Origin of the sequence: Cetobacterium somerae (assembly GCF_022430525.1) — a bacterium.
Classification (GTDB): domain Bacteria; phylum Fusobacteriota; class Fusobacteriia; order Fusobacteriales; family Fusobacteriaceae; genus Cetobacterium_A.
On the sequence record NZ_CP092520.1, the window covers coordinates 523,449 to 548,599 of the forward strand.

At 28.1% G+C, this 25,151-nt stretch carries 24 protein-coding genes, 9 tRNA genes and 2 riboswitches; of the genes, 14 read left to right on the forward strand and 19 right to left on the reverse strand.

Annotated features, from left to right (window positions below; translation table 11 throughout):
- Window position 1 precedes the first annotated feature (1 nt).
- Both MKD34_RS11430 and MKD34_RS11435 read left to right on the forward strand, forming a co-directional pair.
- Window positions 2-922, forward strand: a complete 921-nt coding sequence (locus MKD34_RS11430) for a sodium:calcium antiporter (protein ID WP_240220516.1) — start codon at window positions 2-4, stop codon at window positions 920-922.
- A gap of 83 nt (window positions 923-1,005) precedes the next feature.
- Window positions 1,006-1,818 carry a serine aminopeptidase domain-containing protein gene (locus MKD34_RS11435; protein WP_240220518.1) on the forward strand — a complete coding sequence of 271 codons (813 nt, stop codon included), beginning with the start codon at window positions 1,006-1,008 and terminating at the stop codon, window positions 1,816-1,818.
- A gap of 15 nt (window positions 1,819-1,833) precedes the next feature.
- Here MKD34_RS11435 and MKD34_RS11440 read toward each other — a convergent pair whose 3' ends face one another.
- Complete coding sequence (locus MKD34_RS11440) at window positions 1,834-2,487, reverse strand: YczE/YyaS/YitT family protein (protein ID WP_240220520.1); 654 nt, start codon at window positions 2,485-2,487, stop codon at window positions 1,834-1,836.
- A gap of 92 nt (window positions 2,488-2,579) precedes the next feature.
- Window positions 2,580-2,683: riboswitch (TPP riboswitch) on the forward strand.
- Window positions 2,684-2,777: 94 nt separating this feature from the next.
- Here MKD34_RS11440 and thiS point away from each other — a divergent pair.
- From thiS to thiE, 5 genes are read left to right on the forward strand one after another with little or no spacing between them, the layout of a single operon-like run.
- On the forward strand, window positions 2,778-2,975 hold the full coding sequence (gene thiS, locus MKD34_RS11445; RefSeq protein WP_240220521.1) for a sulfur carrier protein ThiS: 198 nt from the start codon (window positions 2,778-2,780) through the stop codon (window positions 2,973-2,975).
- A 2-nt stretch (window positions 2,976-2,977) separates the two neighbouring features.
- A complete protein-coding gene (locus tag MKD34_RS11450) occupies window positions 2,978-3,745 on the forward strand; it encodes a thiazole synthase (protein ID WP_240220523.1) in 768 nt (255 codons plus the stop codon).
- Between the two features lie 9 nt (window positions 3,746-3,754).
- On the forward strand, window positions 3,755-4,864 hold the full coding sequence (thiH, locus tag MKD34_RS11455) for a 2-iminoacetate synthase ThiH (RefSeq protein WP_240220525.1): 1,110 nt from the start codon (window positions 3,755-3,757) through the stop codon (window positions 4,862-4,864).
- The gene (gene thiF / locus MKD34_RS11460; protein WP_240220527.1) at window positions 4,861-5,406 is read left to right on the forward strand and encodes a sulfur carrier protein ThiS adenylyltransferase ThiF; all 546 of its coding nucleotides are present in this window, start codon (window positions 4,861-4,863) and stop codon (window positions 5,404-5,406) included. Before thiH ends, thiF begins: the two co-directional genes overlap by 4 nt.
- A complete protein-coding gene (gene thiE / locus MKD34_RS11465; RefSeq protein ID WP_240220529.1) occupies window positions 5,393-6,037 on the forward strand; it encodes a thiamine phosphate synthase in 645 nt (214 codons plus the stop codon). Before thiF ends, thiE begins: the two co-directional genes overlap by 14 nt.
- 34 nt (window positions 6,038-6,071) lie before the next feature.
- Here the strand turns inward: thiE and MKD34_RS11470 are convergent, their stop codons facing one another.
- The 3 genes from MKD34_RS11470 to traT form a co-directional block, all read right to left on the reverse strand.
- Entirely contained in the window at window positions 6,072-6,752 is a 681-nt protein-coding gene (locus tag MKD34_RS11470; protein WP_240220531.1) for a LytTR family transcriptional regulator DNA-binding domain-containing protein, read from the reverse strand.
- Window positions 6,753-8,303: a hypothetical protein gene (locus MKD34_RS11475; RefSeq protein WP_240220539.1), complete on the reverse strand. Its 1,551-nt coding sequence runs from the start codon at window positions 8,301-8,303 to the stop codon at window positions 6,753-6,755.
- Between the two features lie 119 nt (window positions 8,304-8,422).
- Window positions 8,423-9,133 (reverse strand): complement resistance protein TraT, encoded by a 711-nt coding sequence (gene traT, locus MKD34_RS11480; RefSeq protein WP_240220541.1) that lies wholly within the window; start codon window positions 9,131-9,133, stop codon window positions 8,423-8,425.
- Window positions 9,134-9,355: 222 nt separating this feature from the next.
- Here traT and MKD34_RS11485 point away from each other — a divergent pair, with 222 nt between their 5' ends.
- Entirely contained in the window at window positions 9,356-10,165 is an 810-nt protein-coding gene (locus MKD34_RS11485) for an alpha/beta fold hydrolase (protein WP_240220543.1), read from the forward strand.
- A 40-nt stretch (window positions 10,166-10,205) separates the two neighbouring features.
- Here MKD34_RS11485 and MKD34_RS11490 read toward each other — a convergent pair.
- The 6 genes from MKD34_RS11490 to MKD34_RS11515 all read right to left on the reverse strand — a co-directional run bounded on the left by MKD34_RS11490 (window position 10,206) and on the right by MKD34_RS11515 (window position 10,711).
- Window positions 10,206-10,282: transfer RNA gene (locus MKD34_RS11490), tRNA-Met, on the reverse strand.
- A gap of 3 nt (window positions 10,283-10,285) precedes the next feature.
- Window positions 10,286-10,360 (reverse strand) — tRNA-Gln (locus tag MKD34_RS11495).
- A 3-nt stretch (window positions 10,361-10,363) separates the two neighbouring features.
- Window positions 10,364-10,439 (reverse strand) — tRNA-Lys (locus tag MKD34_RS11500).
- Between the two features lie 9 nt (window positions 10,440-10,448).
- Window positions 10,449-10,524, reverse strand: a tRNA-Gly gene (locus MKD34_RS11505).
- A 16-nt stretch (window positions 10,525-10,540) separates the two neighbouring features.
- Window positions 10,541-10,616 (reverse strand) — tRNA-His (locus MKD34_RS11510).
- A gap of 7 nt (window positions 10,617-10,623) precedes the next feature.
- A tRNA-Leu gene (locus MKD34_RS11515) sits at window positions 10,624-10,711 on the reverse strand.
- 348 nt (window positions 10,712-11,059) lie between these two features.
- On the opposite strand from MKD34_RS11515, the gene glmS reads away from it, so the two are divergent.
- The gene (gene glmS / locus MKD34_RS11520) at window positions 11,060-12,880 is read left to right on the forward strand and encodes a glutamine--fructose-6-phosphate transaminase (isomerizing) (protein ID WP_240220545.1); all 1,821 of its coding nucleotides are present in this window, start codon (window positions 11,060-11,062) and stop codon (window positions 12,878-12,880) included.
- Window positions 12,881-12,974: 94 nt separating this feature from the next.
- Window positions 12,975-13,829, forward strand: coding sequence for a DMT family transporter (locus tag MKD34_RS11525; protein WP_240220547.1), 855 nt, complete (start codon window positions 12,975-12,977; stop codon window positions 13,827-13,829).
- A gap of 12 nt (window positions 13,830-13,841) precedes the next feature.
- Here MKD34_RS11525 and MKD34_RS11530 read toward each other — a convergent pair whose 3' ends face one another.
- The 8 genes from MKD34_RS11530 to MKD34_RS11565 form a co-directional block, all read right to left on the reverse strand.
- A complete protein-coding gene (locus tag MKD34_RS11530; RefSeq protein WP_240220548.1) occupies window positions 13,842-14,381 on the reverse strand; it encodes a YkgJ family cysteine cluster protein in 540 nt (179 codons plus the stop codon).
- 12 nt (window positions 14,382-14,393) lie between these two features.
- Complete coding sequence (locus tag MKD34_RS11535) at window positions 14,394-16,484, reverse strand: TonB-dependent receptor (protein ID WP_240220550.1); 2,091 nt, start codon at window positions 16,482-16,484, stop codon at window positions 14,394-14,396.
- 157 nt (window positions 16,485-16,641) lie between these two features.
- A riboswitch (cobalamin riboswitch) is annotated at window positions 16,642-16,822 on the reverse strand.
- Between the two features lie 124 nt (window positions 16,823-16,946).
- The gene (locus tag MKD34_RS11540) at window positions 16,947-17,417 is read right to left on the reverse strand and encodes a C40 family peptidase (protein ID WP_240220552.1); all 471 of its coding nucleotides are present in this window, start codon (window positions 17,415-17,417) and stop codon (window positions 16,947-16,949) included.
- Window positions 17,404-17,790: an META domain-containing protein gene (locus tag MKD34_RS11545; protein WP_240220554.1), complete on the reverse strand. Its 387-nt coding sequence runs from the start codon at window positions 17,788-17,790 to the stop codon at window positions 17,404-17,406. The genes MKD34_RS11540 and MKD34_RS11545 overlap by 14 nt, the downstream gene beginning before the upstream one ends.
- Before the next feature lie 48 nt (window positions 17,791-17,838).
- A complete protein-coding gene (locus tag MKD34_RS11550) occupies window positions 17,839-19,110 on the reverse strand; it encodes a hypothetical protein (RefSeq protein ID WP_240220556.1) in 1,272 nt (423 codons plus the stop codon).
- A 122-nt stretch (window positions 19,111-19,232) separates the two neighbouring features.
- Window positions 19,233-19,308: transfer RNA gene (locus MKD34_RS11555), tRNA-Thr, on the reverse strand.
- 8 nt (window positions 19,309-19,316) lie between these two features.
- Window positions 19,317-19,401, reverse strand: a tRNA-Tyr gene (locus MKD34_RS11560).
- 7 nt (window positions 19,402-19,408) lie between these two features.
- A tRNA-Leu gene (locus MKD34_RS11565) sits at window positions 19,409-19,496 on the reverse strand.
- Window positions 19,497-19,652: 156 nt separating this feature from the next.
- Here MKD34_RS11565 and MKD34_RS11570 point away from each other — a divergent pair.
- The gene (locus MKD34_RS11570) at window positions 19,653-20,426 is read left to right on the forward strand and encodes a threonine/serine exporter family protein (protein ID WP_023051904.1); all 774 of its coding nucleotides are present in this window, start codon (window positions 19,653-19,655) and stop codon (window positions 20,424-20,426) included.
- Window positions 20,426-20,854, forward strand: a complete 429-nt coding sequence (locus MKD34_RS11575) for a threonine/serine exporter family protein (RefSeq protein ID WP_240220558.1) — start codon at window positions 20,426-20,428, stop codon at window positions 20,852-20,854. The genes MKD34_RS11570 and MKD34_RS11575 overlap by 1 nt, the downstream gene beginning before the upstream one ends.
- Here MKD34_RS11575 and pdxR read toward each other — a convergent pair.
- Window positions 20,810-22,255 carry a MocR-like pyridoxine biosynthesis transcription factor PdxR gene (gene pdxR / locus MKD34_RS11580; RefSeq protein WP_240220560.1) on the reverse strand — a complete coding sequence of 482 codons (1,446 nt, stop codon included), beginning with the start codon at window positions 22,253-22,255 and terminating at the stop codon, window positions 20,810-20,812. The two genes, MKD34_RS11575 and pdxR, sit on opposite strands and share 45 nt — an antisense overlap.
- Before the next feature lie 158 nt (window positions 22,256-22,413).
- On the opposite strand from pdxR, the gene MKD34_RS11585 reads away from it, so the two are divergent.
- A complete protein-coding gene (locus tag MKD34_RS11585; RefSeq protein WP_240220562.1) occupies window positions 22,414-23,823 on the forward strand; it encodes an MATE family efflux transporter in 1,410 nt (469 codons plus the stop codon).
- The gene (locus tag MKD34_RS11590; protein ID WP_185892756.1) at window positions 23,783-25,123 is read left to right on the forward strand and encodes an MATE family efflux transporter; all 1,341 of its coding nucleotides are present in this window, start codon (window positions 23,783-23,785) and stop codon (window positions 25,121-25,123) included. The genes MKD34_RS11585 and MKD34_RS11590 overlap by 41 nt, the downstream gene beginning before the upstream one ends.
- Window positions 25,124-25,151 lie beyond the last annotated feature (28 nt).

Sequence of the window (25,151 nt, forward strand, 5' to 3'; positions counted from 1 at the left end):
TATGATATCTTTAATTATTTTACTTGTCGGAGTTATTTTTTTGGTTTTAGGAGCAAATTCTCTTGTTGATGGAGCTTCTGTTATAGCTAAAAGATTCAATATTCCTAATATTGTTATTGGACTTACCATCGTAGCTTTTGGAACTTCTGCTCCTGAACTTGTTGTAAATGTCATTTCTGCATTAAATGGCAAAAGTGCTATCACATTAGGAAATGTTATAGGAAGTAATGTTATTAATATTCTTGTTATTTTAGGTATTACAGCTATTATCTACCCTTTAACAGTTGCGAGAAACACTGTTAAATTTGAAATACCTATAGCACTTTTTGCTTCAATTTTAACATATGTTTTAGCTAAAAATGGAGTCTTAAGTAAAATTGATGGATTTATATTATTAGGATTTTTTATATTATTTCTTATGTATAATGCCTATTTAACAGTTATGAATAGAGAAGAGAGCGAATTAGAAGTAAAAAATTATACCTTACCTATAGCTACTGGTGTAACGATACTTGGCTTTATTCTTTTAGTTTTTGGAGGAAAATTTATTGTTGACTCTGCTGTTGATCTGGCTAGAAACTTTGGAATTTCTGAAAGAGTTATTTCTGTAACAGTTGTTTCTTTAGGAACATCTTTACCAGAGTTAGCAACTTCTGTTGTTGCTGCATTTAAGAAAAATACTGATATTGCAATAGGAAATGTTGTAGGTTCTAACATCTTTAATACATTTTTTATTCTAGGGATATCTGCTGTTATTACCCCTATCGATGTTCCTACTACTGCATTTATTGATTTAATTTTAAATATAGTTGCTTCAATTCTTCTTTTAGCATTTGTTTTAAGAAACTATAGATTAAATAGAATTCACGGTCTTCTATTTTTAACAGTATACTCAACTTATTTATACTCTCTTTTTAAATAGGAGTTAAAAAGGAGGAGATTAAAATTAAAATAATCTACAATAATGATAAGCCTGCTATAGGAATTGTTCAAATTATACATGGTATGAGTGAATACTCTAAAAGATATTTGAGCTTTACAGATTTTTTAAATAAAAATAGATATATAGTTGTTTTATCTGATCATAGAGGACATGGAGAAGAGGCTCTTAAAAATGGAACCTTAGGACTTTTTAGTAGTTCTTTTGATATTTTAGTTTTTGATCAAGTTAATATAAGTAAAAATTTAAAAGAGCAGTTCCCTAATCTCCCTTTTTATATTTTAGGACATAGTATGGGATCCTTTATAGCTCAGAAACATATGAAAGTATATTCTAAAGAAAAATTTAATTATATTTTTATGGGTAGTTGTTATGAAAGAAAATTCATGACTTTTATTGGTAAAGCTCTTTTTAAATCTATATCTCTTTTAACAGATAATCCTAAAAAAATTTTTAATAATATCATTTTTCTAGGAACTAATTCAAAAATTAAAGATAAAGATAAAAACAGCTCATCTTGGTTAAGTAGAGATCCAAAAGTTGTAAAAGAATTTTTAGATAATCCTCATTGTGGATTTAGTTATACTCCAAAATTTTATTATAATTTTTTAGATTTTTTATCTAAACTTTATAATAAAGATAGCTTTAATTTTGTTAATAGAACAACTCCTATTTTAATTATTTCAGGTGAGGATGATCCTATTGGACTTTATGGTTTAGGGGTTAAATCTCTTTATAATTTTTATTTAAATTTAGGTTTTAGCAAACTTTCTTTAAAATTATATAAAGATTGCAGACATGAAATTTTAAATGAACTTAATAAAAATCAAGTATATGACGATATACTACTCTGGATGAAAAAAGAAGGAAAAGTTTAACTTTTCCTTCTTTTGTTATTTTAATACTTTTCCTTTTAAAAATTTAAACTCTGATATTAAACTTCTATGCTCTAATTTTTTTATGTCTTGACTATTAAGCTTAAAAAAATACTGAATTAAAGGCCCTACACATAGTGAAGAAACTACTGTTCCTACTCCTATTGTTCCTCCTAAAATATATCCAAGACCTAAAACAACAATTTCTATACAAGTTTTTATTTTCCATAAGGGATGACTTGATTTTTTAGTTAAAATTACCATTAATCCGTCTCTTGGACCACATCCAAGACCTGTAGATATATAAACATAACAACCATAGCTAAATATAAGTATTCCTATTATTAAAATTAATATTTTTTTTAATAATATATCTCCTTTAGGTATTATATCTAAATAGATATACATATCTATAAATACTCCTACTAATAAAAAATTTATTACAGTTCCGCTTCCAATCGGTTGCTTTAAAAAAATACTAAATAAAACAACGAAAGCTCCTACTAAAAGATTCGCTTCTCCTAGTGTTATTCCAATAGTTCTATTCAACCCTTGATTTAAAACATCCCACGGTGATAATCCTAAATTTGAATTTAAAATAGTTACAACTCCCAATGCACACAATAATAATCCTAACATTAACTTCAAATACCTTAACATCTCTTGCTTCATAGTCTTTCCTTTCATAATTTTGCTTGAAATATTATATCACTTTTCTAAAAAAAATAAAATTTTATTTGATTTTTTTTTTATTTGATGTAAAATGTTCTTGCTAGGGGTGCCGTTTTGGCTGAGAGACTTTGAAAAAAGTTAACCCTTCGAACCTGATTTGGTTAAAACCAACGTAGGGAAGCTATTTTATCAAGTTATTATTATATAACTGATTAAAAGGCTATACTCTATTGGGTATAGCTTTTTTTTATAAAATAGCCACCTTAACAATAAAAAGGAGGTAATTTATTTTGAATTTTAAATTTAATGGCGAATCCCTATCTATCGATTCTACTAGCACAATTAGAGACTTTATTCATTCTTTAAATTTAAATACTGACAGTCTCATTATTTTACTCAATAACAACATTATAAAAAAAGAACAACTTGATATTACTATTGAAGAAGGATATTCAATTGAAGTCTTAAATTTTGTATGTGGAGGTTAATTATGGATAAATTATTTATAGGTGGAATAGAATTTAATAATCGTCTTATTACAGGTAGTGGAAAATTTTCAAAATATTCATTAATCAATGAAATGTTAAATAAATGCGGCAGTGAAATGATTACGGTCGCACTAAGAAGAGTTGATGTCACTGGAAAAAGTGAAAATATTTTAGAATATATTCCACAAAACATCAAACTTCTTCCTAACACAAGTGGAGCAAGAAATGCTGAAGAAGCTATTAAAATTGCAAGAATTGCTAGAGAAGCTGGTTGTGGTGATTTTATAAAAATTGAAATTATAAGTGATATGAAATACTTGATGCCAGATAATGAAGAAACTATAAAAGCTACTGAAGTACTTGCTAAAGAAGGATTTATTGTTATGCCATATATCAATCCAGATTTAATTGTCGCTAAAAAATTAGAAGTTGCTGGAGCAGCAGCTATTATGCCACTTGGTGCTCCTATTGGATCAAATAAAGGACTTCTAACAAAGCCAATGATTGAAATTCTTGTTGAAAATTGTACTCTTCCTATTATTGTTGATGCTGGAATTGGAAAACCCTCTCACGCATGTGAAGCTATGGAAATGGGGTGCAGTGCCGTTTTAGTCGATACTGCTATTGCAACTAGTGGTGATCCTGTAAAAATGTCCATAGCTTTTAATAAAGCTGTTCAAGCTGGACGAGAAGCTTACCTAGCTAAGTGTGGTAAAATTAATAATAGCGCTATTGCTTCTTCTCCTCTTACTGGATTTTTAAGGGATTAGTGAGAACTTATGGATAAATTTTTACAACATTATAAATCTTTTAATTATGAAATTTTTTTTGAAAAATTAAGCACCTCTGATATAGAAAATATTATTAAAAATAGTGGAGATAAAATTCTTGAAGACTTAGAATTTTTAGCTTTGCTTTCTCCAAAAGCTTCAAACTTATTGGAAAAAATGGCTTTAAAAGCTAATACTATAACTGAGCAATATTTTGGTAAAGAAATTCATATCTATGCACCTTTATATATTTCAAATATTTGTGATAATGAATGCAGTTACTGTGGCTTTAAACATTCAAATCCAATTAAAAGGCGTCATTTAACTCTTGAAGAAATTGAAAAAGAAGCTATTTTTATCTCTGAAACTCTTGGAATTCATAGCATTATTTTATTAACTGGAGAAAGCTCTATAAATTCTATAGAGTATTTAAAAAATTCGATTAAAATTTTAAAAAAATATTTTTCTACTGTTATAATTGAAGTCCAACCTCTTTCACAAGAAGAATATAACATTCTATATGAAGTTGGACTCGATGGTGTCACTGTTTATCAAGAGTGTTACCATAAAGAGACATACTCTAAATATCATCTAAAAGGAAATAAAACAGATTATAGCTACAGATTAGAAACTCCTAAAAGAGCAGCTCTAGCCAATTTAAGATCCATTAATATTGGCACTCTATTTGGACTTGGAAACCCTGTTGAAGAAGCATTTTTAGCGGGTATGCATCTAAAATATTTAATAAATAATTTCTTAGGCTCTCAATTTTCTATATCTCTTCCTAGGATCAAAGAAGCTTATAGAAATATTAAACCTGAAAATATTGTAAACGATAAGGAATTTGTACAGTTTATCTTAGCTTATCGTTTGGCTTTTCCTATGGTTGGAATAAATATTTCAACTAGAGAAGGACAAAATTTTAGAGATAATTTACTACCTTTAGGAGTCACTAAATATTCTGCTGGTTCCGTTACAGAAGTAGGAGGATACTCTCTTTCAAATAACTCAGAACCTCAGTTTGAAACAGATGACCATAGAAGCGTACAAGAGATTGTTTCTATGCTAAAAACTAAGGGATATCAACCTATTTTTAAAGATTGGGAAGGTAGTTTATGATTAAAATAGGTATTGCTGGTTGCGGTGGTATAGGTTCAAATGTAGCTATGAACCTAGTTAGAGCAGGTATTAAAAATTTTATTTTAGTCGATTTCGATAAAATTGAAGAAACTAATTTAAATAGACAATTTTATTTTGAAAATCAAATAGGATTATACAAAGCTCCTACATTGATAAAAAATCTAAAATCTATTAATGAAAATTTAAACATTGATTTTTTCGTAGAAAAAATTGATAAAAATAATATCTTAGATTTTTTTTCAGACTGTGATATCATTATTGAAGCTTTTGATAAAAAAGAATTTAAAACTCTTTTAATTGAAAACTACTCGACTAAATATATTATATCTGCAAATGGTATCGGTGGAAGAGATTTAAAAAATATAAAAAATTTAACATTTAATAAACTAACTGTGATTGGGGATTTTTATAGTGATATAAAAATTTATCAAACATATTCGACTAAAGTTATGTTTATTGCGTGTCTTATGGCAAATAAAGTTTTAGATATAATAGGAGGATTTTCCGATGAAAAAATTTGATTTACCCATTGGAGTTTATGCAATAACAGATTCTAAATCTGGAAAAAATAAAAAATTTTTAGAATATTGTGAAGACCTTTTAAAAGGCGGAGCTAAAATCATACAATACAGAGAAAAAAAGAGAGATTTAAAACTTCTTTTAGAAGAAGCTAAAGCTTTAAGAAAGTTGACACTAAAATATAATGCAACTTTTATAGTTAACGACTATCTTGATATTGCTCTTTTATCGGAAGCTGATGGAATTCATATTGGACAAGACGATCTTCCTATAAAAGACGTTAGAAAAATTTTAGGTGAAAATAAAATTATTGGAATTTCTACTCACAATCCTCAAGAAGCACAACAAGCCATTATAGATGGGGCTGATTATATTGGAGTAGGACCAATTTTTTATACAGAAACTAAAGAGGATGTATGTGCTCTAGTTACTTTAGAATATTTGGATTTTGTTAACAAAAATATTAAATTACCTTATGTTGCAATTGGTGGAATCAAAGAAAATAATATAGATAAAGTTCTTGCTCTAGGAGCAAAGTCTATTTGTCTTGTTTCTGAATTAGTTGGTGCAGAAAACACTCTTGAAACTACTAAAAGAATTAACAATATGATTATACATTGGCATAAAAATTAATAAAAAAAACCTCTAAGTAAAATTAGAGGTTTTTTTACAGACCTAATACAATTCTATTATTCATTAAATTACATTTATCTTCAAGTTCTTTTAGTTTCAATTTACTAGTGTAAATAAAATCTTTATTTTTAAAAACTATAACTTCTTCTTTATAATCTAAAACTTCTATCAGTTGGATATTAATTATAGTTCCTCTATCTAATTTATAAAAAATATTTGTATGAATAATTTTTTCCTCTACTTCAGAGAAATTTTTCTTTATATCAAAAATTTCTGAATTTGTTAAATGAAATTCTGTTCTCCTTGAAACACTTGAATATGTGATATAATTTACTTCTGAAAAATTGTATATACCTCTTTTAAAACTGTCAAAAAGATAAAAAGAGTTTATTTTACTCTCTTTTTTCTCTAACTGCTGTATACACTCTTCTAGCTCAAAAATATCTTTCCTAATTAAACAATCATTTACTAAGTTACTTAAAAATAATTTTCGCATCTCCCTAGTTTCATTTTCTCCAACTAATGCAATTACTTTTAAATTTCTTTTTTTATATTCAATTAATTTTTCATCTATATTTTCTGTTTTTGAGTCAATTATAATAACATCAACATTTTGAATTTCATCGCTATTTTTTCTTAAGTCAATACATTTATAAGGAATAACTTCATTTAAAATTATTTTCAAATTATTATCTACATCTATCCCTAATATCATTTAAATCAACTCCTCATATAAAGAGTCTAATCTAATTTTACTGACTATACTTCCTATTTTATTAGAAAGGTCTAATAAAAAATTTTGTTCTTCTATTGTTAGAGGCGTATCTCCTTCTTCAACAAAAATTAAAGCAATATATTTATTCTCGTTAAATTCAATTCTGTAAGCTGAACTATACTCTTCTAGTTTTATCATATCTTTTGAAATAACAATTTCATTATCATCACCTTCTGTAATAAATTCTTTATACTCTTCTGGATCAAAAAGTATTTTTACTTTTACATCTACTAATGTTACATTTTTTAAAATTTCTTTTTGTAGAAGTTTTTCAAAGGTTTTTACATCTCTAACTAAACATAGCCTATTATATATTTTATCAACCGCTTCATTTTTATATTTCATTATACCTTCAATAATATTCGTATAAAAATCTAAAATAATTATGGTTCCTAAAATTACAGCTGGCTCTGTTAAAGTTTTAAAATAGAAAAGAGATATATAGCTCAAGGTTACACCTATAGAATATCTTATAGCTCTCATTACATTTTCTGTATATATCTTAAAAATATAAAAAACAAGACACCAATAAATATAACAAATCTCCATTAATTCTATAAAGTAATATAAATTTCTCTCTTTTGGAAACAGTTCTCTGAAAAATTCTAAAACAAAATATGTTATTCCTATGGCAATCCAACTAAAAGATATTTTTTTTCGAACTTTTCTTCTTTGAATAAAAAATTGAAACAGTGTAATTATAAAAATTATTCTAGTTAAATCTATTACCCTTCTAGCTGTTCTAATAATATTTAAAAAGACTGGTGATTCTTCTAATAAATATACATAAAACTGTGGCGAATACAATATTAATAGAGTTACTATATTATAAAAATAAATTATACCTAAACAACTCCAAATAAAAATTCTAAATTTTTTAAATTTTTTAGATAAAATATTTTCTAAAAAATAAAATATTAATAAAAATAAAAGCACTCGTGTTATTGTGTATTCAGCCATAATTAGATAGTTATTTTGAAATCCTATCCGTAAACTAAATAACATCTTTCCTATTAAAAGAAAAAATATAACTTTTAAACTATTTCCTTTAGGAATTCTATGTCTACTATTTAAATATATAAAAATATTAAAACCTATTAAACATGCTGTTAAAAAATTCAAAAAAACTTCTTGAATTTTAGAAAATTTTACTCCCTCTAAATTTAAATATATTTTTTCCCAATTTTTTTGCTTCTTTAAAATGTATTCATCTGAATCATCTCTGTATTTTCCCTTTAAAAGATATTCGCCATTTGGAACATTATAAAATAAACTACCATTTAAAAAATTACGTTGTTCTATTTTCTCTTTTAAAATATTTCCATCAATAGGAGATAGCGTATATTCTCCTATATTTCTCTCTAACACTTCAAAATTCTTTATCTTAGGAACTACGTATATAAAATCCTTTTTTACTTTTGATAATTCCAATAACTTAAAAGAAAACAAAGCTGTTATTAAAAAAATGAAAATAAGACTTTTTCTATGCATTTTCTCTCCTTTATTTTAATTATATTTTTTTCATTATACCTTTTCTTATAAAAGATATACAAGAAAAATATACCCCAACCTATTTCTTTTCTAAAAGAAAATTTCGATTGGGGTATTTTTTAAAAGATATTAGAAATTGAGTTTATAAGTTCTCCTTCTAATAATGGAGTCGCTTCTTCAAATTTTAAATTAACCTTATTTGCTGTACTAACTACACGTGTTTGATATTTATTCATATTTCCTGAATCTACAGATGTTGTTGCCGCAACTCCTCTAGTTCCTTGCTTTATAAGATTTACATTATCTATAACTACTTTTTTACTTGTTCTTTCACTAATTACTATATCTGTTATCATTACATAATACACGTCTTCAACTAAAGCATCTGCAGCTGTAGCTACAACTCCACCTACTAAACCTAATCCTATTGCACTATTTACAGAACCAGTATTATACGCTCCTAGTGCTCCTCCTACTCCTGCACCTACTAAACCTGCTTCTGCTGGATTACTATTTCTTAAATCCTCTTTATTTAATTTTAAGATATTAGCTTGTAACCAATAGTTTGATTTTTTAGGGTTATTTGTTATCTTATATCCTTTTGAAATTAATAAACTTTTTATACTATTTTCAATATTTAATGTTTTTGGAGTTGTATTCTTAACTTGAACAAAAATTGTTTTATCTCCTACATACTCTGGATTTAGCCAAATCGTTTCTGACATTTGAGTTTGTACTTCTAAATTTCTCTTTTTTACTATCGTATTTACACTACTACATCCCGTTAATAACATAAAAGTAGATATAATTATTAGTATTATTCTTTTCATTAAATCCTCCTAATTTTCATCTGTTTTTATTTTATTATATCTAATAAATTTTATATTAAGATAGAATCTACATGAATACCCATATTTTTTTACATAAAATATTTATTTTAATGTATAAAATTTAATATTCAAAGTATATTTTTTCAATATTTATGTAAAAAATTATCATTTTGTAGTTTTTTGTATTAAAATTATAACTAACAATATAAAGGTGGTGAATAAATGTATATTACATTAAGAAAAAATAAAAAAATAAAAGTAAATATTTTAGGAGAAGGAGATCCAATTATTTTTATCCACTCATATCTTTGGGATAGTAATATGTGGGAGCCTCAACTAAAAGAACTTTCAAAAAGCTTCAAGTGTATCTCTATAGATTTATGGGGGCATGGTGAATCTGACTTTTTAAATAAAGAGGATACTTGTTCTCTTAAAGAACTTACTGAAGATATAATTAATATAGCAGACCAATTAAATATAAAACAATTCGATTATATTGGTTTATCTGTAGGTGCTATGTTAGGTACTTATTTAGCATTAAATTATAATAATCGAATTAAAAAATTAGTTTTAATGGATGGATATTCTGGAGATGAGCCTATTTCAACACAAGAAAAATATATAAATTTATTAAATACTATTGAACATTTAAAGTATATTCCAGAAGAACTTGCAAATATAATTACCCCAATGTTTTTTAGTAAAAATGAAGGGAATTCTAAAGGAATTTTTTATAGAAATTTTAAAAATGAACTTATGAATAAAAAAGAGAAAAATATTGATACTATTGTTAAATTAGGAAGAGAAATTTTTCAAAGAGAAAATCTTCTAAATGAAATGAAAAATATTAAAAATCCAACCTTATTTTTAGTTGGAGATGAAGATATCCCTAGACCAGCATATGAAAGTCTTGAAATGCATAAGCTAGTTAAAAACTCAAAACTAACTATTATTCCAAATGCTGGACATATATCTAATTTAGAAAATCCTGCATTTGTAAATAGTGAAATAATAAAATTTTTGAATAAATAATAAAAAAAGCACAGAGTAATCTGTGCTTAAAATTTCAAAATGGTGCCTAGAAAAGGATTCGAACCTTCGACCGCCCGGGTATGAACCGGGTGCTCTAGCCAACTGAGCTATCTAGGCAAATGGCTGGGGTGGCTGGATTCGAACCAACGCATGACGGAGTCAAAGTCCGTTGCCTTACCGCTTGGCGACACCCCAAAGTGGTGCGTCATACTGGGCTCGAACCAGTGACAACACGATTAAAAGTCGTGTGCTCTACCATCTGAGCTAATGACGCATTTTTTTATGGAGCGGGAGACGAGGGTCGAACTCGCGACATTCAGCTTGGAAGGCTGACGCTCTACCAACTGAGCTACTCCCGCATTTTTATAAATTTTATGGGGTGACCGACGGGATTCGAACCCGCGACAACCAGATCCACAAACTGGCGCTCTACCAACTGAACTACGGCCACCATAAAATGGTGCCTGGGGCCGGAATCGAACCGGCACGCTATCAGATAGCTCAGGATTTTAAGTCCTGTGCGTCTACCTATTCCGCCACCCAGGCGTTGATTTCTCGCTTTCGCTTTCAACAAAATAATAGTACCATTTTTTTCAACAAAAGTCAACAAGTTTTTTATTTTTTTATAAAAAAAATTTTATTGCAACTTTTTTCAACTTATGATACCATTGAATGACTCTATATTTAGGAGAATTAAAAAGAAACTAAGCGCCAGAACTTTTTAAGTTGACGAGGACTGGAATCATCGAACATTCGGCGGGTATTCCAGAGGTGACTACAACCTTAGACCTTCTACAAATCTAAAGGGTGACTTTTAGGACAAAGGAAAGTAAGTAGTGATTCTTCTTAAATATAAAGAACATTGAAAATTAAATATTTTAAGGAGGATTTTTTATGTGTGGAATTGTTGGTTACATAGGAAAAGGAGATGCTAAAAGTGTTGTTTTACAAGGGTTAGAAAAACTTGAGTACAGAGGATACGACTCAGCTGGTATCGCAATTATAAAGGATTCTAAAATTATAGTTGAAAAGAAAAAAGGTAAACTAAAAAATTTAGAAACTCACCTAGAGGGAATGGATTTAGACTCTCATATTGGAATCGGTCATACAAGATGGGCTACTCATGGTGAGCCATCTGATAGAAATTCTCATCCTCACTTTAGTGAAGATATGTCTATTGCAGTAGTTCATAATGGAATTATTGAAAACTATTCAATATTAAAAAATGAACTTATTGAGAAAGGTTATAGATTCAATTCTGATACAGATACTGAAGTAGTTGCGCATCTTATTCATTCTCTTTATAAAGGAAACCTTTTTAATGCTGTTACAGAAGCTATAAAACAACTTAGAGGAAGTTATGCTCTTGGAATTCTTCATAAAGATTTTCCAGATGAAATTATCTGTGCAAGAAAGGATAGTCCACTTGTAATCGGAGTTGGAAAAAATGAAAACATTATCGCATCTGATGTCCCTGCACTTCTAAAATATACTAAGAATGTGTATTTTTTAGAAGATGGAGATATCGCTAGATTAACTGCTGACTCTATTGAAATCTTTGACAAAACTTTAAATTCTGTAAGAAGAGAAATTAAAGTCATTGAATGGGACTACGAACAGGCTACTAAAGGTGGTTTCCCTCATTTTATGATTAAAGAAATTTTCGAACAGCCAAAATCTATCGAAGAAACTTTGAATAGAAGAGTTCACAATGGAATCATTGACTTCTCTGATGTTTTATCTGATGATGAAATCAATAAATTTGATATGATTCATATTGTTGCTTGTGGAACTGCGTATCATGCTGGATTACAAGGCCAATATGCTTTAAGAGAAATTTCTAGAATTAACTCTTTAGTTGAAATTGCATCTGAATATAGATATATGAATCCTTTTGTTAACGAAAACACCTTAGCTATTTTTGTAAGCCAATCTGGTGAAACCTTAGATACACTTGCTGCTTTAAAAGAAGCAAAATCTAGAGGTGCAAAAACATTAGCTATTACTAACGTTGTTGGTTCAACTATTTCAAGAGAAGCTCATAATACAATTTATACTATGGCTGGCCCTGAAATTGCAGTTGCTTCTACTAAAGCTTATACAACACAAGTGACTATTTTTCAATTATTAGCTATATATTTAGCTGAGAAAAAAGGAAGATTAGCTAAAGAAAAAGCAGAAAAGTTAATATCTTCTTTATATAGTATTCCAGAAAAAATCAAAACTACTTTAGATAATACCGAAATTATCAAAAGTGTTGCAAACTTCATGAAAGATAAGCATAATGGTTTTTATATTGGAAGAGGTGTGGATTTTGCTACAGCTCTAGAAGGATCATTAAAAATGAAAGAGATTACATATATTCATACTGAAGCCTTTCCTGCTGGAGAGTTAAAGCACGGTTCAATAGCTTTAATAGAACCGGGAACACCCGTTGTAGTTATTGGAATGCAGTCAAATCTTTTAGAAAAAACAATATCAAATATAAAAGAGCTTAAAGCTAGAGGTGCACATATTATAACTATTGCAAGAAAATCTTGTGAAGAAGCTATTAATGTTTCTGATGAGTTTATCGGCGTAGAAGATATTGAAGATGTTTTCTCTGTTTTATTAGCTATTATTCCATTACAACTTTTATCATACTTCACATCAGTAGATAAAGGTATCGATGTAGATAAACCTAGAAATCTAGCAAAATCAGTAACTGTTGAATAATTCAAAAAGAGCCTATCGGCTCTTTTTTTTATACTTATTAAGTAGAATTTAACATTTTTTCATGTTATAATATTTTTACTTTAGGAGGTTATATATGAATGATAGATTAAAAGGTACAATTTGGATGTGTATCTCTGCTTTAGGGATGGCACTAATGGGAGCTACAGTTAAATTTATTGGTAGCGATATCTCGACTTTTGAAAAACTTTTTTTTAGAAATCTTATTGGTGTAGTTATGTTACTTTTTACAATGAGAGGACAAAATATAAATATTTGGGGAAGTAGTAATAAAAGTAGATTATTTATGGTTTACAGATGTGTTATCGGGTTAACTGGTGCAGTTTTATATTTTTATTGTATAAACAAACTTTATTTAGCTGATTCAGCTTTATTAAATAAACTTTCACCATTCTTTGTAACTATTTTTGCTACATTATTTCTAAAAGAAAAACTTGAAAGGCATCAAATCCCAATTTTAATCGTTGTATTATTTGGAGCTCTTCTTGTTATCAAACCTAAATTTAGTTTTGAAATGCTTCCAGCTCTAGCAGGATTCTTGTCAGCTATTTTTGCTGGTGGTGCCTATACTTTAGTTAGATATCTTAGAACTATGGAAGAACCATCAACTTTAGTTTTATGGTTTTCAGCTTTTTCTATGGTTGGAATGATTCCACCTATGTTAATCCAAGGGTTCGTTATTCCTAGTGGGGTTCAATTATTTTATCTTATTTTAACTGGTATTTTCGCAACTGTTGGACAAATCGGTTTAGCATACGCTTATAAATATGCTTTAGCTAGTGAAGTTTCTATATACCAGTACTTAAGTATTATATTTTCAGCTATAATCGGTTTTATTTTTTGGAAAGAAATTCCAGATACTTTAAGTCTGATTGGTGGATTAATAATTATTGGAGCAGCTATTTTTAACTACAGATTATCAAAAAAGTGATTGCGATAGCAATCACTTTTTTATCTCTTCTATCACACTGTTTAACTTAACATTTTGTTTATTTTTATATTTCTTATACTCTTCTATCACCTTATCATCTATAAAATAATATCTTTCATCATTTAGCTGATAACTTTTTAAAGGATATTTTTCTATTCTAACATCTTTTTTTTCTATTCTTATAACTGTTGAACAACCCTTTTTACAAGGTTCTAAAGGAGAGCAAGTTTTAAAACAATCATCTTTTTCATAGATTTTATATGATATATATCTACAACATATCGGCCTTAATTTATATATCAAACATTTTCCTAGTTCTTTATCGTGAAAATAGCAAATATTTTCCTCTAATTTATTTTTTAATATTTTTTCTCTTATCTCATTATTTTTCTTTAAAAACTCTATTATCTCTTTCTTTTCATCTAAAGATATTAATGAATAATCCCAATTACAGCAACCACATGAATTAGAAGTTTGATTACATAACCTTTCCCCATTCAACTGCACTATTTTATTTTTTGCATCTTCCAATATTTCTCTTAATATTTTCATATTTTCTTCCTTTTAAAATTTATATAGAGCTCCTACAGTAAAAGTCCTTCCAGGAGCAGGTAAGTGCTGTTGAACTACATATGTAGAATCTCCAGAAAAATCTCCCCAAGCTCCAACGTATCTATCATATTTTTTATCAAACAAATTGTCTACTCTAGCAGTTAAAGTAAGCCCATTTTCAAATTGATAACTAGTAGATAAATCTACTGTTATATATGAGTCTACTTTCTCATCATATTTTTCAAGTGAACTTTCATCTCCACTCTCTGGTAATGTTCCAACCTTATATTTTAGTGCATCCAAAACAGTATAAGAACCATGGTAAAGAGCATCTACACTAGCCGAGAATTTAGGCGTAAAGTTATAAGTTGTTCCTGCAGTAACCTTCCAATTAGGAACGCTTGGAATCGGTTCACCTTTTGTAGGTCCATCTTTTAATTCATGGTGAATATATGAAATTCCTGTTCTAAGAGTAAGATTTCCTATGTAATGCTCTGCAACTATATCCGTACCATATTTATCAACTTTACCTAAATTTCCAGTTATACTCTTATCCCAATCTTCAATATTTGTAGGGATTTTAGAATACATATAATTGTCAATTTTATTATAATATACAGATGCTGAAAGATAAGTGTTTCCAACAAAATCTTTTATACCTATTTCTATATTATCACTTGTTTGTGATTTTCTATTGTATTCATAAACTCCTTGTAAAATAGGCTCATAGCTTCCCATTTCAGTGGCACTTGGGGTTCTAAATCCTCGTGTATAATTTATATATGTCGATCCTGTATCTGAATATAAATAGTTTATTGCAAATTCTAATCCTGTATTATTAAACTTTTTACTTTCCATGTCATAATATTTAGAAGGGTCATTAACATCCTTTAACTTTTGTAAATAATAATCATAATCAGTATATTCTTTTCTTATTCCTTGAATAAATTGAAATTTATTGTATTCTATCTTATTCATTAAAAAGATTCCGTAAGCTTCTTTTTTAGCTTCTCTTCCATCTTTATAAGTTTTTAAATTTGCCATAGAATCCTTTTCTCTATGATGTGAGTAGTCTGCTCCAAAAATAAGATAATTATTTTCTAAATATTTATATTTTAATTGAGATTTAACATATTCTTTTCTTTCTTTATATCTATTACTGTTATAAAAACCTCCTGAATAAGGAGAATAATCGTTATGTAAATAATTAATATAAGTTACAGATTCTAAACTATCTGAAACTTCTGCTCTATATTTTAAGTAAAAATCATTTAATTCATATTTACTTTTTGAAAATTTTGATGCATATTTAATATTTTCATCAAATATATATTGAGGTATTGTTCCTCCTAAGTGAGTCTCAGATTTTGCATGACTATATTTAAACTCTATATCACCATTATCTAAAAGATATTTTCCTGTATAGTCAAAAGAGTATTTATCAACTTTTTCTTTAGTTCCATCAGATAATTTTCTTCCTGATCCGTGAGAATTATACTTACTAAATGAAATCTCATTTAGAAAATTATTACCAATTTTAGTTCCATAGGTTATATTTTCTGAAAATAACCCGTGACTTCCAGCATTAAAATTTATAGAACCGTAGTTTTGTCTATCCTCAACTGTTTTTGTAGTAATATTAATGATACCTCCAACAGAACCATCACCATATAAAACTGCTCCACCACTTGGAATAACTTCAATTCTTTCAATTCTTTCAACAGGAATTTGAGAAAGATTATAGCTATCAGAACTTCCTAAACCTGTTCTATTTATAGGAACACCATCTATTGTAACAATAATATTTTTATTAGCGTACATTGGGTTTTGTCCTCTTAAATCAAATCTTATTTCACCACCCGCATATTCTCTAGCAAATAACCCAGGCACGTCTCTTAAAACTTGAACTAAATTTGTTGAACCGCTTTTTTCAATTTCCTCTGCTGTTATAATAGAAATATTTGTGGGAGTATCTCTAACTGTTGTTTCAAAGTTTTGAGTTGTAATAACTGTATCTTCTAATTTTACAAAGCTTTTGTTTTCTCCACCTTTTGCTATACCAGATACAATAAGTAAAGATAGTAATAATAATTTTTTGTTCATATTTCCCTCCAATTACTCTTTTAAAATAAAAAAATCTAATAAAAAACCAAAGACTTCTTAAACTTTAGCTTTTATTAGAAATTAGGAGTTTTTATTTAATTACAAAAAATCATGTCATAAAATATACTCTTATTTCTTATTTTTCCCCCATGAAAAATAAAAAACTAAATTTTAAATAAGTCTCCTGACTCAGTTTCATCCTACTCCTAATCCTTCCCAGATTTTATAATCCAGTGGTTCTATCAGTTTCGTCCACAATACAGTAGCTTGGGGCTGCGTGGGATTCTCACCCATCTTCCTTTATTAAGCCTTTTGGCATTTAAAATACTTTTATAATATAATACTTTAAATTTATTTTGTCAATTATTTGAATACAACATTTATTATTTGAATATATTTTTTTATTTTGACTTCTTTTTTATATTATAAAAAAAAGAAGTAGAACATCTACTTCTTCTCTAATTATAATACTTTTCTAACTTGCCAAAAATGATTGTTCCAATAACTATCCATCTCAGAAATTACAACACCCTTTGATGTTGAGGCATGCATAAATTTATTATTACCTAAATAAACTCCAACATGATGGGTTTTTCTCCATCCAATTTTAAAAAATACTAAATCGCCAACCTCCCAATAATTAGTTTTTTTTATTTTCTCTCCCTCTTGGGCCATATTTTTAGTTGTTCTTGGCAATTTTTTTGAAAACTTTTCTTTATAAAGATGCTGCATTAAGGCTGAACAATCCACCCCGCTTTTAGTTGTACCTCCTAGCCTATATCTAGTCCCTTTCCAACTTTTATAAAAAGCGGTTATTTTAGCAGTTCTTTCATTTCTTTCTCTTTCACTAATCCTAGCTGATGAACATCCTGTGAATATAATTAAAACGAACAAAAGTAATATTTTCAAAAGAAATCTATTATTTTTTAACAAAATTTAATTTTACTCCTGAATTTGTAAGTAGTATAATTCCATCTTTTGTTACCTCAATCTCTTTTGAATCTTTAAGATTTTTTAAATACTCTTGCTCTTGTATCATTAAATTTTCAGGTCCCATCATTCTAGTAGATCCAGGCTCTTGAATCGAAATTTTATTTCCTTCCAATGTATAGTTTGCAAAATATCTGTTAACACTTGAAGTTCCAGAAACCTTATCTTTCTCAAAATTAATATCAATTTCACTTTCTGGAAGAACACCTTGAAGAATATATGTATTCCCTATAATTTGAGAACTTATATCCTCTTTTTTTCCAAAACATCCTACAAATAACATAGTTGCAATTAAAAATAATAGTAGCTTCTTCATTTTTTCACCTCTTCTTTATTATTATTTCCTATTCTAACATGTCCAGCTTTAATTCTCCATATAAAATTTTAAATTTATTTTATCTATTATTTCATTATTTTTATTTAATATATCATATGTTATTTCTTGACCTTGTTCAAATTTTTCCAACTCATCAATGGAAACAAAAACTTTTCCATTCTCAACTTTAATTTTCATATTTTCAATCAATATTACTCTAGAATTTCCTAAATTATCTATAACCTCTTCAATATTATTAAGTTTTATTTTCAAGTTTTTATAGTTTTTATTTATGCTATTTGAAGATTCGACTTCATAATATTTATTATTTTTTTCTGAATCACCTATCTGTATTTTATCCTGACTATTATAATTTTTAGTTATTCCTATGATTTTAAAAATCTTCTTTTCACCACTTAAAATAACTATTTTATCTATCAACGTATTTTTTTTATTTTTATAAGCTATACTCAAAATATCTCCTGAAATTTTGTAAGTCTTATTATAATTTAAATCTTTTGGTAGCTCTAATCCTATGAAAATTTCCTTTGAATTTTTAAATATATTACCATAATCTAACTCCTCAAGAAAAATCCCTGGATATTTTTCTATCAAAGGGACAACTTTAATAGTATTTCTATAATAGTTCGTATCTTGATTATCTCCCTCTATTACTCCTTCTGGCTTTAAAATCAATCTTAATCCATCTAATTTATTTTCACTTTTTGTTATTTCCAAATTATAATCATTTAATTGTATTTTTTTAACTATCAAATATTTTTTTCCATACTCTTGTTTTTTCAAAATTGGATTTTTATAATCAAAATCTAAATATATATCCGAATTGAAATTAGGCATTTCTATCTTCAGAACCTGTGTCTCGATTTTGTCAGGATATTTATATTCTATTTCCAATTCATATTCTTTTTCTTTTAAATCCCATTCATAAATCATCAATTCCATTTTTTGTCTATTTAAACTTTTCCATTTTAACTCTATAATCAAGCCATCTAAATCTATTTTCTCCATTTGAAAAGCATATTTATCCCAAATAACACTTTTTTCTTTTATTATTTCTCCACCTTTTTTAATGATAACTTTCTCTAAATTTTTATTTATTTTCAAATTTTTTCCTAAAATATCTACAGTTGAAAAATATCCAATTGTATTTGGATAGGTTGGAATTGGAATATCAGAAAGAACCAAGTAATGCCCCTTTCCTAATAACGGTTCATTAGATTTATATTTTAAAGTTACTACATTTTTTGCTGCCATTATATTTGTATAAATCAAAAGCAATAGTATTAATATATTTTTCATATTTCCCCCAAATATTTTTTCTATATATACTTCTATTAAATTATACTATATTTTTTTTATTAAAAAAAGAAATGTTGCAAAAAATAAAAAAACTCCTTCTATAAGGAGTTAATAACTTTTTATGGTGCCGCTTATCGGAGTCGAACCAATCACCTACTGATTACAAGTCAGTTGCTCTACCAGATGAGCTAAAGCGGCTTATAAAATGGTGGTGAGAGAAGGATTCGAACCTTCGAAGGCAGAGCCGTCAGATTTACAGTCTGATCCCTTTGGCCGCTCGGGAACCTCACCACTTGTATGGTGCCTGGGGCCGGAATCGAACCGGCACGCTATCAGATAGCTCAGGATTTTAAGTCCTGTGCGTCTACCTATTCCGCCACCCAGGCGTGATTGCTTTCGCTTTCAACAAGATAATAATACCACAATTTAAAGTTTGTGTCAATAACTTTTTTTATTTTTTTTAACAATGTCTGTGTTGCTTTTTAGAAACTTTAATGCTACTATTAGATATGTTTTAAATTTTTATAATTATAGGAGATTTTATGCCAAAAAAACAACTAATTACCGAACATCGTGTTCTTCAACTAGCAACTTTCGCCGGAAAAATAGTTCTTACTAGCGGAGGTGAAGTTTATAGAGTCGAGGATATTATCGCTCGAATCGGTCAACATTTTAATTTGAAAATTGACTGCTTTGCTACATTAACATGTATCATTGTTTCTGGAAAAAATATTGATGATGAAGTTGTTTCTTTAGTAGAAAGAATCAGTTCTCGATCTACAAATTTAGATAAAATTCATCAAGTTCATAAATTAATAAATGAAATCGAAAAATACTCTTTTTCAGAATTAAAAAAATCTTTAGAAGATATTAATAAAATATCACCCTATGGTTTTGGTATGAACTTCATTGCCTCTGCATTAGGAGCAGCAAGCTTTGTTGTTTCTTTTAAAGGAGGACCAAACGATTTTGCTGCTGCTTTTGTCGCTGGATGTGGTGTTGCTTTATTTTCTTATATTATTTCAGGATTACAACTAAATAGCTTCTTTATAAATTTAATTTCTGGAGCAATTTGTGCCTTTGTTTCTAATTTATTTTATGTTAACGGAATAATTACAACACCATCTATTAGTATAATCTCTTCTTTAATGCTATTAGTTCCTGGAGTTGCTTTTATAAACTCTATCAGAGATATTATAGCAGGAGATTTAGTTTCTGGTACGTCAAGAGCTATGGAAGTTCTTATGATTGGTGGAGCTATAGCTATTGGTGCTGGATTAGTTACAAAACTTTTTTTTAATTTTGGAGGATTTTAATGTTTTTTATAGAAGTTATCTTTGCTTTTTTTATTACAGTTAGTTTTGCTATTCTTTTTAATGTTAGAGGCAAACTTATTATTTATTCAGGAATCGGTGGCGCTATAAGCTGGCTTTTTTATTTACTTTTTACAAAAGAAGGTTATTCTTACTCTACATGCTATCTTTTAGCAACAGCCATCACTGCTTTTTATTCTGAAATTATGGCAAAAAAACTACAAACTACAGTTCCTACACTACTTATAGCAGCTCTAATTCCTATGGCTCCTGGTGGTGGAGTTTATTACACTATGCTATATCTAATTCAAAATAAATACCAAGATTCTATGCTAAAAGGTATGGAAACTTCAATAATTGCTGGTTCTATGGCTCTTGGAATAATTTTAGTAACTACATTTTTTAGAATTTTCCATCTTACAAAAAAATAAAATTTTTTCTAGTATCTCCAATCCTTTTTCTATTTCAAATAGGGTTGGAGATATGAAACTTAATCTTATTTTACAAACATCTCTCTTATCCTTATAAAATAAAGCTCCTGGTAAAAGAGCAACACCTTCTTCTTTACACTTTAAATAAAATTTTTCACCATCCACATTATTAGCAAGTTTAACCCAAATAAAAAAACCACCGTCTGGTTTGTGCATAACATTTAACCCTTGAATTTTATCTAAAAGTTCCAAACATCGTTTCTGTTTCTCACCAAATTCTCTTCTCAAAAAAGATAAGTGTTCATATAATTTATTTCTAACTATAAACTTTTCTAAAATTTTTTGGTTTATTCCTGAGGTTGTCGTATCTAATCCATATTTTATTAAAAGAACTCTTTGCATAAGGTTTTCTGGTACTGTCATTATTGCTAATCCAATTCCTGGCATAAGTATCTTTGAATATGTTTTTATATAAATAACTTTTTCTTGTCCTAACTTATCCAAACTTTTTAAAGTTTTAGGTTTTTCTTTTGTGTAGTAAAAATCTGAAAAACTATCATCCTCAACTATATAAAACCCATATTTTTGAGCAAGTTGTAAAAGTTGTTTTCTCTTTTCCAAAGACCAAGTAACACCTGTAGGATTTTGAAAATTTATACATTCATATACGAAATCTATTTTTTCTTCTTTTAATATCTCTTCAAACTCTTTTAAATCCCAGCCATCTTCTTTAATATCTAAAGATTTTATATTGCACCAACCTTTAAATATATTTAAAGCATTTGGGTAAGTTGGATCTGATAATACAACTGTTGGTTTTGTCTCTTTTGAAAAAAGTTTTATAACAATATCTAAAGCTTGTTGAGTCCCTGATGTTATTTGTATATTTTCTTTTTTTACAAAAATATCTTCTTTTTCAAACTCCTCTGAAAGTAAATATCTAAGACTATCTACTCCTTGTACATTTTGATATTGAAAAATCTCTCCTCCATACTCTTCAATAACTTCATTAAAAAAAATTTTATAATCTTCAACAGGAAAATACTTAGAGCTTGGAGTTCCATTTGAAAAATTTATTCTTTCTACTATTTGATTTTGTCCATACTTAAAACTTTCTATTAGAGGTATCTCTTTTTGTTCTATTTCAAATTCACAAACTTGTTCTACAAAACACCCTTTTCCAGAGATTTTTTTTATCAATCCTTTTTTTTCTAAAATATTATAACTTTGAATAACTGTATTTTGATTTATATCTAGTTTTATTGCAACTTGGCGAATCGACGGTAACTTTGTTCCCTCTTTAATATCTCCTGATAAAATCTGCTTTTTTAGACACTGATAAATCTGTAGGTATAAGCTTTCTTTTGAATTTTTATCTATATAAATATTAATTTTAGACATATACACCCTCTTTATTTTATTTATCTAATTTTGAATATATAATACACCTATTTTCTTTAGATTCCAATTACTTATTTATATGTTAAAGAAAATTGATTTTCTTAATTTTTTAAGATATAATCATACTTATACTATATTTAAATAAACTGGGGGAATGAATGAAAGAAAAACACAAAGAAATGGGAGAGCAGCCCATCGGTCAACTGCTTTTAAAATTTTCACTTCCTGCTATGATTGGAATGTTTGTAAATGCTTTATACAATATAGTAGACAGAATTTATATCGGAAATATACCTGAAATCGGTCCGGTTGCTATTGCAGGTGTTGGGGTTGTTTTTCCAATAATGATAATCTCTCTTGGTTTCTGTCTTCTAATTGGATTAGGTGGTGCCACTAATATCTCCATTTCATTAGGAAGAAAACGAAAAGATTTAGCTGAAAAATTTTTAGGTAATGCTACTTCATTATCAATTATATTCGGTATTGTTTTAAGTTTTATAATAATTTTTACAATGGATCTATACATTGGAAAATTAGGAACAAGCCCTGTCACGGAACCATTTGCCAGAGATTACTTAACAATTGTCGCTCTTGGTTTTCCTTTTTTAATGGTTGGATACGCTACTAATGCAGCCGTTAGATCTGACGGAAATCCTAAAATTTCTATGATTACTCTTTTACTTGGAGCAATCACAAATATCATTTTAGATCCTATCTTTATCTTTGGATTGAATTTAGGAGTTAAAGGTGCTGCACTTGCAACTATTATTTCTCAAATTGTTTCTGCAATTTGGACTGTTGGTTACTTCACATCAAAATTTAGTGGGATTAAACTCCATTTAAAAAACTTACTTCTTGAATGGGAAAAAGTTAAAGAAATTTTTATTATTGGTGCTGGACCATTTGTTTTACAATTAGGTTCTAGTGCTGTAAACTTTATATTAAATAGTAGTCTTATGAAATATGGTGGGGATACTGCTGTTGGAGCAATGACAATTGTTAATGCAGTAAACACTTTTATTCTTATGCCTATTTTTGGTATAAATCAAGGAGTTCAACCTATTCTTGGATTTAACTATGGAGCAAGATTTTTTCACAGAGTTAGACAAGCCTTTATACTAGCTGTGAAAGGCGCTGTTACTATTTCTACTATTGGATTTTTAGCTATTCAATTTTTATCTAAATATTTTATAGTTATCTTTACTAGCAATCCTGAACTTTTAGATGCTGCATCAAAAGGTCTTAAAATTTTTACTTTAATGTTTCCTTTTATAGGTTTCCAAATTATAGCAGCAGTTTATTTTCAAGCTATTGGAAAACCAAAAACTACTATGTTTTTAAGCTTATCAAGACAAGTTTTATTTTTAATCCCCATTGTTTTGATTTTTTCTAGAATCTGGGGAGTTCGTGGTATATGGATGGCCGTGCCATCTGCAGATATATTATCTGTTATTGTTACTTTTATTATGACAAAAAAAGAGATGAAAAATCTTAAATTTTTAGAAAACGAAGAGGACTTGAGAAAAAATGTCAACGAAAATCAATCAACTAGAGAATCAACCAATTAATAAACTATTTTATAAATTTGCTATCCCAGCTTCAATCGGGATGCTTGTTAACTCCCTTTATGTCGTTGCTGACGGAGTTTTTATATCAAGAGGTATCGGAAGTATTGGAATTGCCGCTGTTAATATTGGATACCCTATAATTAACTTAACAGCTGCTCTAAGTCTTATGTTTGGAGCTGGAGGAGCTACTTTAATCTCTTTAAAAAGTGATGACCAAGATTTTAAAAATAAAAGTTTTACATATACAATTATTTTAAATCTTATTTTTTATATTTTAATAGCTTCTGTTGTTTTCATGTTTCCTAATAAAATAATGAAATCTCTAGGAGCAACAGAACTTTTGCTTCCCATGGTTAAAGATTATATGTATCCATGTATTGTAGCTACTTTCTTTTTAATGTTATCGATATCTTTAAATGCTATTGTTAGAAATGATAATGCTCCTAGAAAAGCCATGAATTCACTTTTTATTGGAGCTATTACAAATATTGTTCTAGACTATATCTTCATATTTAAATTGAAAATGGGGATTGAGGGTGGAGCTTATGCTACAGCTATTGGACAAGTTTTATCAGCAGTATATTTATGTATGCACTTTCCTAAATCAACTTTTAGATTATCTTTTGATATAAAAGATATCCAGTGGAATTTAATGGGAAAAATTTGTTCTTTAGGATTTTCATCTTTTATTTTAGAATTTGCAGTTATGGTAATAACAATTCTTTTAAATATAACTCTTTCTAGAACAGAAGGACAAATAGGAGTTGCCGCTTACGGAATAATCTCTTATTCATTTGTTATCTATAGAATGTTATTTACAGGTTTAGCCCAAGGAATCCAACCATTAGTTAGCTTTAACTATGGACGTCGAAATTATAGAAGAGTTCTAGAAATTTTTAGATATGCACATAAATTCTGTTTTATAGCCACTACAATAGCTTTAATTTTAATAAAATTCTTTGCTTTAGATGTTGTTAAAGTTTTTACACACGAATCTCATCTATTTGAGTATACAGCTAAAGGTTTATTTTTATACTCTAGTGCCATTATTTTTGTAGGAGCTAACTTTATGAATATCTCTTACTTACAAGCTATGGACAAAGCTTTTTTAGCTAATATAATATCAGTTTGTAGAGGTGTGGTATTTATGGGAATCGGAATTGTTATTTTACCAAAACTTCTTGGAGTTGATGGAATCTGGTTAACACTTCCATTTGCAGATGTATTAACATTTATTTTAACTCTTATAATCTTTAAAGTTCTAGGTATTAATAAAAATTTAAAAGCCTCAAGTATATAGAAAAACTCAGAGAATATCCTCTGAGTTT

What these genes read in the sequence shown, in the direction of transcription:
- MKD34_RS11430 (WP_240220516.1), top strand. Translation starts at nt 2, where the DNA reads ATGATATCTTTAATTATTTTACTTGTCGGAGTTATTTTTTTGGTTTTA.
- MKD34_RS11435 (WP_240220518.1), top strand. Translation starts at nt 1,006, where the DNA reads ATGAGTGAATACTCTAAAAGATATTTGAGCTTTACAGATTTTTTAAAT.
- MKD34_RS11440 (WP_240220520.1), bottom strand. Translation starts at nt 2,487, where the DNA reads ATGAAGCAAGAGATGTTAAGGTATTTGAAGTTAATGTTAGGATTATTA.
- MKD34_RS11450 (WP_240220523.1), top strand. Translation starts at nt 2,978, where the DNA reads ATGGATAAATTATTTATAGGTGGAATAGAATTTAATAATCGTCTTATT.
- thiH (WP_240220525.1), top strand. Translation starts at nt 3,755, where the DNA reads ATGGATAAATTTTTACAACATTATAAATCTTTTAATTATGAAATTTTT.
- thiF (WP_240220527.1), top strand. Translation starts at nt 4,861, where the DNA reads ATGATTAAAATAGGTATTGCTGGTTGCGGTGGTATAGGTTCAAATGTA.
- thiE (WP_240220529.1), top strand. Translation starts at nt 5,393, where the DNA reads ATGAAAAAATTTGATTTACCCATTGGAGTTTATGCAATAACAGATTCT.
- MKD34_RS11470 (WP_240220531.1), bottom strand. Translation starts at nt 6,752, where the DNA reads ATGATATTAGGGATAGATGTAGATAATAATTTGAAAATAATTTTAAAT.
- MKD34_RS11475 (WP_240220539.1), bottom strand. Translation starts at nt 8,303, where the DNA reads ATGCATAGAAAAAGTCTTATTTTCATTTTTTTAATAACAGCTTTGTTT.
- traT (WP_240220541.1), bottom strand. Translation starts at nt 9,133, where the DNA reads ATGAAAAGAATAATACTAATAATTATATCTACTTTTATGTTATTAACG.
- MKD34_RS11485 (WP_240220543.1), top strand. Translation starts at nt 9,356, where the DNA reads ATGTATATTACATTAAGAAAAAATAAAAAAATAAAAGTAAATATTTTA.
- glmS (WP_240220545.1), top strand. Translation starts at nt 11,060, where the DNA reads ATGTGTGGAATTGTTGGTTACATAGGAAAAGGAGATGCTAAAAGTGTT.
- MKD34_RS11525 (WP_240220547.1), top strand. Translation starts at nt 12,975, where the DNA reads ATGAATGATAGATTAAAAGGTACAATTTGGATGTGTATCTCTGCTTTA.
- MKD34_RS11530 (WP_240220548.1), bottom strand. Translation starts at nt 14,381, where the DNA reads ATGAAAATATTAAGAGAAATATTGGAAGATGCAAAAAATAAAATAGTG.
- MKD34_RS11535 (WP_240220550.1), bottom strand. Translation starts at nt 16,484, where the DNA reads ATGAACAAAAAATTATTATTACTATCTTTACTTATTGTATCTGGTATA.
- MKD34_RS11545 (WP_240220554.1), bottom strand. Translation starts at nt 17,790, where the DNA reads ATGAAGAAGCTACTATTATTTTTAATTGCAACTATGTTATTTGTAGGA.
- MKD34_RS11550 (WP_240220556.1), bottom strand. Translation starts at nt 19,110, where the DNA reads ATGAAAAATATATTAATACTATTGCTTTTGATTTATACAAATATAATG.
- MKD34_RS11570 (WP_023051904.1), top strand. Translation starts at nt 19,653, where the DNA reads ATGCCAAAAAAACAACTAATTACCGAACATCGTGTTCTTCAACTAGCA.
- MKD34_RS11575 (WP_240220558.1), top strand. Translation starts at nt 20,426, where the DNA reads ATGTTTTTTATAGAAGTTATCTTTGCTTTTTTTATTACAGTTAGTTTT.
- pdxR (WP_240220560.1), bottom strand. Translation starts at nt 22,255, where the DNA reads ATGTCTAAAATTAATATTTATATAGATAAAAATTCAAAAGAAAGCTTA.
- MKD34_RS11585 (WP_240220562.1), top strand. Translation starts at nt 22,414, where the DNA reads ATGAAAGAAAAACACAAAGAAATGGGAGAGCAGCCCATCGGTCAACTG.
- MKD34_RS11590 (WP_185892756.1), top strand. Translation starts at nt 23,783, where the DNA reads ATGTCAACGAAAATCAATCAACTAGAGAATCAACCAATTAATAAACTA.